This window comes from Cyanobium sp. NIVA-CYA 375, from assembly GCF_056108345.1.
In genome coordinates this window covers 1-9,828 of record NZ_JBSYHW010000080.1, presented here as the reverse complement: position 1 = coordinate 9,828, position 9,828 = coordinate 1, and the positions used below count along the sequence as shown (strand labels likewise).

The 9,828-nt window shown below is 60.5% G+C and carries 8 protein-coding genes; 6 read left to right on the top strand and 2 right to left on the bottom strand.

Features of this window, described 5'->3' with window-relative positions:
- Positions 1-368: 368 nt before the first annotated feature.
- Together AC01FP_RS14530 and AC01FP_RS14525 are read right to left on the bottom strand one after the other, a co-directional pair.
- Positions 369-1,232, bottom strand: a complete 864-nt coding sequence (locus AC01FP_RS14530) for a nucleotidyl transferase AbiEii/AbiGii toxin family protein (protein ID WP_474481300.1) — start codon at positions 1,230-1,232, stop codon at positions 369-371.
- Entirely contained in the window at positions 1,216-2,304 is a 1,089-nt protein-coding gene (locus AC01FP_RS14525; RefSeq protein ID WP_474481299.1) for a type IV toxin-antitoxin system AbiEi family antitoxin, read from the bottom strand. Before AC01FP_RS14525 ends, AC01FP_RS14530 begins: the two co-directional genes overlap by 17 nt.
- Before the next feature lie 277 nt (positions 2,305-2,581).
- Here AC01FP_RS14525 and AC01FP_RS14520 point away from each other — a divergent pair, with 277 nt between their 5' ends.
- The 6 genes from AC01FP_RS14520 to AC01FP_RS14495 form a co-directional block, all read left to right on the top strand.
- A complete protein-coding gene (locus AC01FP_RS14520) occupies positions 2,582-2,893 on the top strand; it encodes a nucleotidyltransferase family protein (RefSeq protein WP_474481298.1) in 312 nt (103 codons plus the stop codon).
- Positions 2,883-3,239, top strand: a complete 357-nt coding sequence (locus tag AC01FP_RS14515; RefSeq protein ID WP_474481296.1) for a HepT-like ribonuclease domain-containing protein — start codon at positions 2,883-2,885, stop codon at positions 3,237-3,239. Before AC01FP_RS14520 ends, AC01FP_RS14515 begins: the two co-directional genes overlap by 11 nt.
- A gap of 29 nt (positions 3,240-3,268) precedes the next feature.
- Positions 3,269-6,805, top strand: coding sequence for a DISARM system helicase DrmA (gene drmA, locus AC01FP_RS14510; protein WP_474481294.1), 3,537 nt, complete (start codon positions 3,269-3,271; stop codon positions 6,803-6,805).
- Positions 6,806-6,825: 20 nt separating this feature from the next.
- A complete protein-coding gene (gene drmB, locus AC01FP_RS14505; RefSeq protein ID WP_474481293.1) occupies positions 6,826-8,724 on the top strand; it encodes a DrmB family protein in 1,899 nt (632 codons plus the stop codon).
- Positions 8,721-9,524, top strand: a complete 804-nt coding sequence (gene drmC, locus AC01FP_RS14500) for a DISARM system phospholipase D-like protein DrmC (RefSeq protein ID WP_474481292.1) — start codon at positions 8,721-8,723, stop codon at positions 9,522-9,524. The genes drmB and drmC overlap by 4 nt, the downstream gene beginning before the upstream one ends.
- On the top strand, positions 9,521-9,828 hold a 308-nt coding region (locus tag AC01FP_RS14495; RefSeq protein WP_474481290.1), incomplete at its 3' end, for a hypothetical protein. The genes drmC and AC01FP_RS14495, both read left to right, overlap by 4 nt.

Here is a 9,828-nt window from a genome sequence, read left to right as displayed (position 1 = left end):
ATCGACTTCTAGAATTGCACGAAAGCGATTGGTCAGCATCGCTCAAAAATACCAATTTTGTTGTGATATTTTTGACCCATGTGCCTATTTGGCATGGTGACCGACTGGCACATTTCACGCTCAGCCCCTGGGGCGGTGTGAGATAGCACAGTTCCCCAGGGCAGGTAACAATCCGTCTCCGCTGCGATTGCCAGCTACGAGGGCAGCGGCAGTGCCTCCTGCAACTTGCAGTACTACAACACCTCCTGGATGGGAGGGGGCCTGCGCGGCAGCCTGTTGGTCACGGGTCCATCAACTTCAAACTTGGTTCAATTAGAAGATGGTTGGAGGTTGTGCCCTGCGGCCGGCGCTGGCCGTTCGCAACTCCCTCACCTCGCCTCCCCAAACCCTTCCAGAAACAGCGTCAACAGAGCCTCCGCCCGCTGGCGAGATCCTTTGATGCCCAGCTCATTGGACACCATGCCGTCGAGCAGTTGCTCGCGCCGCCGCTCATCACCCCAGAGTTGCTGCAGCGCTTCAGCGGTTTCAGCCTTGGCCAGTAGGCCGCAATCCTTGCCCAGTAGCCAGGCCCCGGTCTTCTCCTCATCGCAGTCCAAAGCCAGCCAGCGATCCAGGGCCTGATCGGGATCCGACATGCGATCAGAGGTTCCTGCTTCGCCGTAGCTGCGCAGCAAGGTGTAGAGATCGACCGCATCTTTGGCATCGCGTTGCCGCCGGTCACCCCAGGCGAAGAGCTTCAGGATCGCCAGCCCCGGCAACGAGGCCACCTTCACTATCAACCCCTCAGCCAATTCCACTAGCTGGGCGGATTCAAGTGCTTCCGCAAAGCCCGCCACCGTCATATACACATCCATTTCCGGGGGCCATACCAGGGTGTGGCGATCTACCTGCAGCCCGCCGAAGGGCACCAGATCAATCGGGGTTCCGCAGCCCGGCCCCTCGGCCCTGAAGACCAGCCGGTGCTGCTGCCTTGCCTCATCAGTGAACCCGTGATCGCGGATCAGATGTCTCTTCAGCTGCGCAAACGCACTCCAGTCGGGCAGGACCACGGCGAAGTCCACATCCTTCGTGGCCCGCCGCACCCGCTGGCCGAACACATTCACCAGCAGCAGGTCCCGTGCGGCGGCCCCCACCAGCAAGGGATCCAGCCCCTGGGCCTGGGCGCCAGCCTGCACGGCGGCGATCACGCGCAATACGCCTGGCTCGAGTGGCAGCTCAACTTTCAACACCACGCAGCCAGATCTCCCGCAGTTCGCGTGCCGCTTCGATGTTGCGCCCATCCAGGCTGGCGAGCAAGTCGGCGATCACCAGCGGGATCGGCACTGTGGCGCCGCCGAGCCCCAGACGCTCGTTGTTCCAGAACGCCTCCACCACCTCCACATCGCCCTCGGGATCACTGCGCAGCCCCTGGGTTTTCACCAGCTGGGCCAGTCCCAGCCGCATTGCCTCCGGCTGCAGATAGATCACGCTCTGCTCTGGCACCAGCACCGACCCCAGCTGGCTAGCGGCCACTTCACCGCCCCACTGGCCGCCAAACGCCTGCGGATCCACCTGCTTCCACCACAGCCCCTGCCCCGGTGAACGGAAGTGCAGGCTGCGCAGCTTTGGGCGCAGGATCCGGGGGTAGTCGGCCGCCCAGCGATCGAGCAGCAGGCCCCAGTTGGGCACCGCACAGCCCTTGCCCCATCCCAATCGCCGCACCAGTCCCTGCTGTTCCAAATCCCCCAGCACGCCAGGCACACTGCCCATCGCCACACCCGAGGCTGCCTGCAACGTCTTGCTGGTCCCGGTGATCAGAGGGGGAGTGCTGAGCACGGCGAACACCAGCCGCGCACCAGGCGCCAGGGCCGCCTTGCCACTCGCCGCAGGTCGTGCTCCCCTCTCCCTGGCTGCGGCCCGCCGCTGCCCGCACACCACGATCAGCAGATCCTTCTCCTTCAGGAAGGCATTGCCCTGCCCATCGAGAAAGGGCAGCTCTAGCTCCCGGCACTGCCGGGCCAGCCCATCCTTCACACTCTCGGCTACCAGCAGCGCCGGCTCGCCGCAGGCACTGATCTCGGCCTTCAAGGCGCCAAGAGCTTCGGCCTGTTCCACCTTGCGCACCAGGGGCCGATAAATCCGGGGCGGCAGCCCCTCAGTCGTGGTAATCGCCAGGCGACCCGGCCCCCTGGCAGCTGCTCCGTAAGGATCGGGCAGCAGCTCCGCCATTAGCCCAGTGGCGGCCTGAAACCTTTCCACCGCCTGAGCTAGCAATCGCTCCTGCCATGCCGTCGACGGATCCACTGCGCTGTCTTGCTTTTTCACGAATCTAGCAACAGTCTGTTTTGTGAAAATTCTATGCCGAGCTTTTGTCCTGTCCAGCAGGCACTTTTTCAGGCTAAAGAAATTTTCATGGATCCTGAAACTTGAAGGATCGTGAAAAAGCCTTGAGGTTGCAGGGTCCAGTTTGCACCTTGCAGGCTGCACGTTCAACCTTGAACGGCCAACCTTGCGGTTTCCTGGCTGGGGGATGCCTGACCGCCCAAGGCTGCCCAGCCGGGCGAGACTGGGCCCATGCAAGCCGAACAGATGGGGATGGACTATGACCACCGCTCTCGCACCCAACCAGCTCGCCGCCATCGCCGCTGCATGCAGGCAGCACCATGTGTCACGTCTGCATGCCTTCGGGTCGGTTCTAAGGCCCGATTACCGCCCCGGCAGCAGCGACATTGACTTACTGGTCGAGTTCGAAGATCTCCAGCCCACAGACCTTGTTGAGGCCTACTTCGGCCTTGAGCAACAGCTCACCGAGAGCATGGGCCCCGACATTGATCTGGTGATGGCCACGGCCGTACGCAACCCGATCGTGCGCGCTGACATCGACGCCTCTAAGCAGCTGATCTATGCGGCGTGATACCAAGGCATTTCTAATCGATGTGGTTGAGGCATCCGACGCCATCCTTGAAGCTGTCAACGGCATCAATTTGGATGATTACTGCAACAGTCGCCTCATTCGCTCCTCCGTTGAACGGGAGTTCATCCTCATTGGTGAGGCGCTCACCAATCTGTCCCGCCTAAACAACGAGTTGTTCACCAAGATCGAGAACGCACCACGCATCATCAGCTTTCGCAACAAGCTCACGCACGAATACGTCAAGGTCGACAACACCCTTGTTTGGGGTGTGATCCAGAGCTATCTCCAGCCCCTGCGATCAGCCTGTGTTGCCCTGGCCGCTGACTCAGATTCTGGAGCCCGCTGACCATGGCCAAAGCAGAAACAAATAACGCCATGACCTCCTCCGCCGAAATCCGTCAACACCTCGTCGATGCACTCCGCATCGACCTGATCGGTCCCAGTTGGGATGACGTTGCTCGGCGCCACGAACAGATCAACCAGCCGCCATCGGTGCGTTACACCACTGGCTTCCTTGTGCCCCATGTGTTTCAGCAGGAGGCCGGCCGCACTACAAAAGAAGAGCAGCTTTCTTTCTCCGATCTCGCTGGGGAAGAACCAAGCAACGACGCCTCCAATCGCCTAGAGAAAAAAGAGAAGGAAGACGACGCCAACGACACCCTCGATCAGGCCAACACCCGCCGCAGCTGGTTTCCCTCTTCCCTTGGCCTGAGCTTTATTGCCAATCAGGGCGCCAGCTTGGAGGTGGTTGTGAGCTGGGGGGACTACAACGCACCTGTAGAAGGAGACAAAGACAAGATCTGGACCCGCACGCCCCAGCGGCAAAGTATCAGTTTTCAAATTGATGCTCCCGGCACCAGCCCAGATATCCCTCTGGAGGGCAATCCACAAGGCCTGTGTCTGCGCTGGATAGCCCGGCCTGCACCGAAAAAGCTCAACTATCCAAACGATCAACTTTCGGTCTCGCTCTTTCTGCTCAACAAGCGCGAGTCACCGCCCAAACAGATTCGCTATCGCGATCCGGTCACGGCTTTCCAGGCGGAGCTCTCGCTCCGTTGCCAAGCAGGTTTTCCGCCCCGCCGCGATGCGCTGCAGCAGGCCGCCAAAGATCCCGATGAGCGCCTGGCGGCCCTCCAATACCGCCGCGATTACTGCTTTGCCAGCGGTCACAACGTTGCAGTAATTGCTGCCGATATCCCAGAAGACAACCCCGCCATCTGCCACACCCTCACCACCACCTGGCTACCGACATCCCGGGTCTACCGCACCCTTCCGGAACCACCAGCCGGCACCAACGTGCCTATGGATATGGAGGCCCTAGCGGATCTGGCCCGGAGCGAACGCATCGGGCAGGAGCTGATGCCGATGGTGAAGGCCTACCGGGCATGGATCACCCAGCAACCCAAACACCCGATTAGCGACCCAGCTCAGAACGAAACCGCCAAGCAGCTCCGGGCCCAGGCAGAAGACTGCTCCAGGCGCATTGAAAACGGGATCAAGCTGCTCAGCGATCCCTTGGTGCGAGAGGCCTTCCGAACCATGAACCTGGTGATGGCCCGCGCCAGCCGGCAGCGCAGTGCCTTCAGCGCCAAGGTGCCGCCCGATCAAATCGGCATTGCACCAAACACCCGCAGCCCCAAGTGGCGCTTCTTCCAGCTGGCCTTTGTGCTGATGAACCTGCCTGGTCTCGCCACACCAGATAGCCCAGAAGGGCGGCTGGATCGTGAGGCTGTTGAACTGCTCTTCTTCCCCACCGGTGGCGGCAAAACCGAGGCCTACCTGGGCCTGGCCGCGTTCACCTTGGTGCATCGCCGCCTGCAGAACCCAGGGATTGAATCAGCCGGCCTCACCGTGTTGATGCGCTACACCCTGCGGCTGCTCACCCTCGATCAGCTCGGCCGTGCTGCCACCTTGATCTGCGCATTGGAGCTGGAGCGGCTCGAGCGCGCTGAACAAGATCTCCCCTACCCACTGGGTGAATGGCCCTTTGAGATCGGCATGTGGGTGGGCAAGGCCGCTACGCCAAACAAATTGGGCGGTCCGGGCGACAGCGACCAGCAGTCCACCCATGCCGTGCTCAACAACTGGAAATCAGGCAAGCGCGAGCGGCCGATCCCGATCGAAACCTGCCCCTGGTGCAACCGACCCCTGCAGCCTGAGGGGTTTCATCTGCTGCCTCCCAAGAATCCCGATCGGCTTGAGATCTACTGCCGCGAGCCCAGGTCGCCAGAGGCCAAACAGGAATTTGCTCACATGGGCCCCTGCGCCTTCCACAAGGGCACACCATTACCGGTCCTGCCGGTGGATGAGCAGATCTACCGCCGCCTGCCCTGCTTCCTGATCGCCACGATCGACAAGTTCGCTGCCCTGCCTTGGGTTGGTAAAACCTCGTCCCTCTTTGGCAATGTCAGCACCTATCAGTTGCCCACCGGCAGTGGCGCTGCTGGTTTCTGGGGGCCATCTGAGAAGGCAGCTGGTGGGCTCAAGATTCCCCATGGCCGGCTGCTGCCACCAGCGCTCGTCATCCAGGACGAACTGCATTTAATCAGTGGACCGCTCGGTACCCTCGCTGGCCTCTATGAAACGGTGATCGAGGCTCTGATGCGTCCAGACGCCTCCACGCCGCCGCCCAAGATCATTGCCTCCACCGCCACCGTGCGTAGGGCTGAGGCTCAGATCAAGGCCCTATTTGCCCGCAGCCAGGTGCGCATCTTTCCGCCGCCAGGCCCGGAGCGTGATGACAACTTCTTCTCGCGCACGATTCAAGATCCAGACCAGGCTCGTCTCTACGTAGGTCTCTCCGCGCCGGGCCGAAATCTCAAAGGCGTCCTGCTGCGCTCCTACCTGGGCCTGATGGCTGCAGCTCAGAAGGGCTGGAACGACAACAAGGCCATGGGTGCAAGCAACCCAGCCGATCCCTACATGACCCTGCTTGGCTACTTCTCCAACCTCAAGGAGCTGGGTGTCACCCGCAGCATCCTGGAGGACGAACTCGGTGGCCAGCTGGAGCAATTTGCCAAAAACCGAGCCCTTGATATGGAGGGCTTCATTAACCCTTTTGCTACTCGTAAGCGGCCCAATGAACCGCAGGAGCTCACCTCTCGCGTCAATACCGCCAAGATCAGCAGCACTAAAGATCGGCTCTCCAAGCCCTACGTCGATAAGGACCACCTCGATGTTGCTCTTGCCACCAACATGATTTCAGTGGGCCTCGACATCTCCCGCCTGGGTCTGATGGTGGTGCTCAACCAGCCGAAAACTGCCGCCGAGTACATCCAGGCCACCAGCCGCGTTGGTCGCCAGCTCAGCGACAACCCTGAGCAAAACAAGCCGGGCCTAGTACTGGTGCTGCTCAACCCCAACCGCCCAAGGGATCGCTCCCATTTCGAGCTGTTTCCCTACTGGCACCAGACCTTCTACCGCCATGTGGAGGCCACCAGCTGCACACCCTTTGCCAGCCGTGCCCTTGATCGCGGTCTACCTGGGGTGGTGGTGGCGATGGCCCGCCACAGCGACCCAGCCTTAGCTGGTGCCAAAGGCGCCATGGCAGCTGATGCCCTCCAAGCCATCAAGGCTCAGATCGCCAAGGCTTTGCAGGATCGCTGTATTGCTACAGGCGCTGCCGATGACAGCCTCGATGAACACCTACCCACCGAAGTGCGCGATCACGTGATCGATCTGCTGGAAGCTTGGTGGAAGCTCACCCAAGAACCAGAGGCCAAGCTGCAGTACTGGACCCATGAAGAGAAGGGCGCTGGTGCCGGTTTGCTGCACACAGCCCTCGATAACGACCCGATCTACCAAACGGAGGGCTACAAGCAGTTCAACACCAACTGGAGCCTGCGTGATGTGGAGCCTTCTGCTCCGATCCGGATGGTGAACTTCAGGGAAGAAATCACAGCCGACGACTGAGCCCAGTAGCCACCACCCCCATGCCTGCATCCACCCGCCGTAAAGCTGCTCCCCCGCCCCTCGGCGAAGCGCGTCAAAGCCAGGTGCTCCAGCTCTACGGACCTGGCGCCATGGTCGATCTGCCCGACTACTCCCTACTGATTGGGGGATTGGATTTCTGGAATAACAAAGGTTGTGATCTGATCCACGAGCCGCGGCTGCTGCAGTTGGTGCGGCAGGCCACCGGGATGGCCCGGGTTGACCTGCGCACCCCGCCCAAGGAGGTGGATCCGCTTAAAAATGTCAGCGGTTCAATCAAGGCGTTTCGCTTTCCCGAGTGGTCCGTGGCTCAAAAGGTGAGCGAGCGGATGGCCTTTGGTATTCCCTGCCGGGCCAGGCCCCTGGTGCACTTCAACGATGGCTGCATCTCGGACTGGCGCACCTATCAAGACGATGAGGGCAAGTACCCGGTAGTGCCGGTTCGCTTCGTGATGGCCTGCCCCCATGGCCACCTCAGTGATATCCGCTGGCGCGACTTCTGCTTTCGCCAGTTCGGCTGCAAGAACAGCGAACGCCTCTACCTGCTGGAAGCCGGCACCGGCAACGACTTCACCCAGATCTATGTGCAGTCAGAGGGCGGCACAACCCGCAAGCTCGCTGATGCCTTGGTCACGGAAATGAGCCCCCTAGGTCTCTGCCAAGGGCAAACGCCCTGGTTGGGCCGCAACGCCCGCGACCCTGACAAGTGCAAAACCGATGGAGAGCCCACCCAAAACCGGCTCCTGGTGCGCTCTGCCACCAACGCTTACTTCACCGAAACCATCTCGGTGATCTCCCTGCCGGAGGAAGCCAATTCCCTCGCAAAACGTGTCACCGAACTCAAGGACGACCTCGCCTTGATCGAAGCGGAAGCCGATGTAGCAGCAGCCCTCAAATTCAACCCCCGCCTCAAAAGCGCCTTCGTTGGTGTGGATCCGGCGCTGCTCTGGCAAACGATCGAGGCTCAACGGGGAGGCATCACCGGCCAGGCAGCCCAACCCAAAGATGAGGAGCTGGCCCTGCTGATTGGCCCGATGGATGGGGTCTCCAGTTCTGCAGAAGGGAGCCTCTTTGAGGCCGATCAATGGCAGCCCCCCAACCCGCCAGCCTGGTTCAGCAAAGCCATCAAACGGGTGCTGCTGGTGCACCGCCTGCGGGAGGTGCAGGCGCTAGTGGGCTTCACCCGCTTCACGGCTCGCACCAGCAGCCTCGGCGGCTTGCCGATCGACACCACCAAGGTGAACCGCCGGGCACCGCTGGCCAATGATCTGCGCTGGGTGCCGGCTAGTGAGAACAAGGGAGAAGGGATTTTCATCGAGTTCGATCCCGCCACGATCAAGGCCTGGGCTGCCAGTGATCCGGTGCAAATGCGAGCTGGTCAATTCACCAAGGCCTTCGAGAACGAATGGCTGGCTTCACGCGGACTGGACGAGGTCCAGTTCCCCTTCCCCGGAGCCCCCTACCTGCTGCTGCATAGCCTCAGCCATCTGCTGATAACGGAGATGGCACTGGAGTGCGGCTATGGCGCCAGCTCTATCCGCGAGCGCATCTACGCCAACAGCGAGATTGGCTATGGCATCTTGCTTTTCACCAGCAGTTCCGGATCGGAAGGCACCCTGGGCGGCCTGGTTGGGGCCGGCAAACGGATCGTCAGTTATCTGGACAAGGCCTTTGAGCGCGGCCAGCTCTGCAGCAACGATCCCTTTTGCTCCGAGCACGACCCCAACCACCCCTTCGACATTCGCCCAACCCACGGCGCCGCCTGTCATGGCTGTGAATTGATCGCCGAAACCTCCTGCGAAATCCGCAACGAGTTCCTCGATCGGGCCCTGGTGAGCCCCACCGTTTCATTCGACCCTGAAACGGGTGATCCATCCTTCTGGGAGTTCATCAACGCATGAGCCTCACGCTGCCAGCCCAGACACTTCGGGGCGTAGCGATTGATCTACGGCGTCTGAACTACACGCCCACCAGCTGGCAGGGATTGCTCTCTACTCACAGCGAAGCGATCCGCCTCCAGCTCGAGCCGCTACTGGTGGAGATGGTGCGAGAAGGGGCCCATCCCCGCCTGATGGCGATGCTGCTTGATCGCCTCGCTGATGCGCAAGAAGCACTCCAGAGGGAGCGAAATGCCTGGAGTTTCGTCTGGTCTGGCCCGGATCCTCTCCATGCCAAAACTGCCGACACGTTTGCCACGGTGGACCAACTCATCAGCGAAGCAAGCTGCAGCCTGTTGATTGCCACCTACAACATTGGCCTCAGCAGTGAGTTTCGTGCCTTGTTCGCGTCCATCGCAGATCGCCTAGCCGATGGTCAGCTGAAGCGAGTCGACCTGTTCTTCCATCCCAAGCAGATTGAGGATCGCCTGGGCGCTGACCCGCTTGCAACGATCTCCACATGGTTCAACCGGGAAGTCTGGCCATGGCCTGCCAAACCCCATGCCTATGTGGACCGACGGTTGATCTCAGGATCAGCTGAGCGTTGTTACCAGCACGCCAAGATTGTGATTGCTGATGCGGAAACACCAGGGGCCAAAGCCCTGGTTACAAGCGCCAACTTTAGTGAGACCGCCCAGCGACATAACTATGAGGCCGGCTGGCTTACGACATCTGTTCAAAGGACGTGCGAGATCCATAAGCAGTTTTCATTGTTAGTCCATCAAGGGCGATTCCTGCCTCTGGCTACTGGTGCCTCAAGATGAAACACAAGAAGCAAGGCAACCATCTCGGCTACATCCAAAAGGCAGTTGCGACCATCAAGGAAAGGAGCAAGCCGTTCAATCCTGCGACCGTGATGAGTGACGGGATGATTGAATGCTCGAATGGGAGCGAAAGTTATGTCATATCAGGTGCAGAAGCTGTGGCAGCGTTTCGGGGGCTCACGTCAAACCTTTCATCCCAGCCCGAATGGCGCGGCAAATTCTCTGAGAAATATATTTCAACGGAGCTCAGGAAGATCTTGGCTGGATTGTCGACGGGGACACCCGCATCCTTGAGTCCACGTCT

Excerpts from the sequence above, each read along its gene's own strand:
- AC01FP_RS14520 (WP_474481298.1), top strand. The coding sequence starts at position 2,582 with ATGACCACCGCTCTCGCACCCAACCAGCTCGCCGCCATCGCCGCTGCA.
- AC01FP_RS14515 (WP_474481296.1), top strand. The coding sequence starts at position 2,883 with ATGCGGCGTGATACCAAGGCATTTCTAATCGATGTGGTTGAGGCATCC.
- drmA (WP_474481294.1), top strand. The coding sequence starts at position 3,269 with ATGACCTCCTCCGCCGAAATCCGTCAACACCTCGTCGATGCACTCCGC.
- drmB (WP_474481293.1), top strand. The coding sequence starts at position 6,826 with ATGCCTGCATCCACCCGCCGTAAAGCTGCTCCCCCGCCCCTCGGCGAA.
- drmC (WP_474481292.1), top strand. The coding sequence starts at position 8,721 with ATGAGCCTCACGCTGCCAGCCCAGACACTTCGGGGCGTAGCGATTGAT.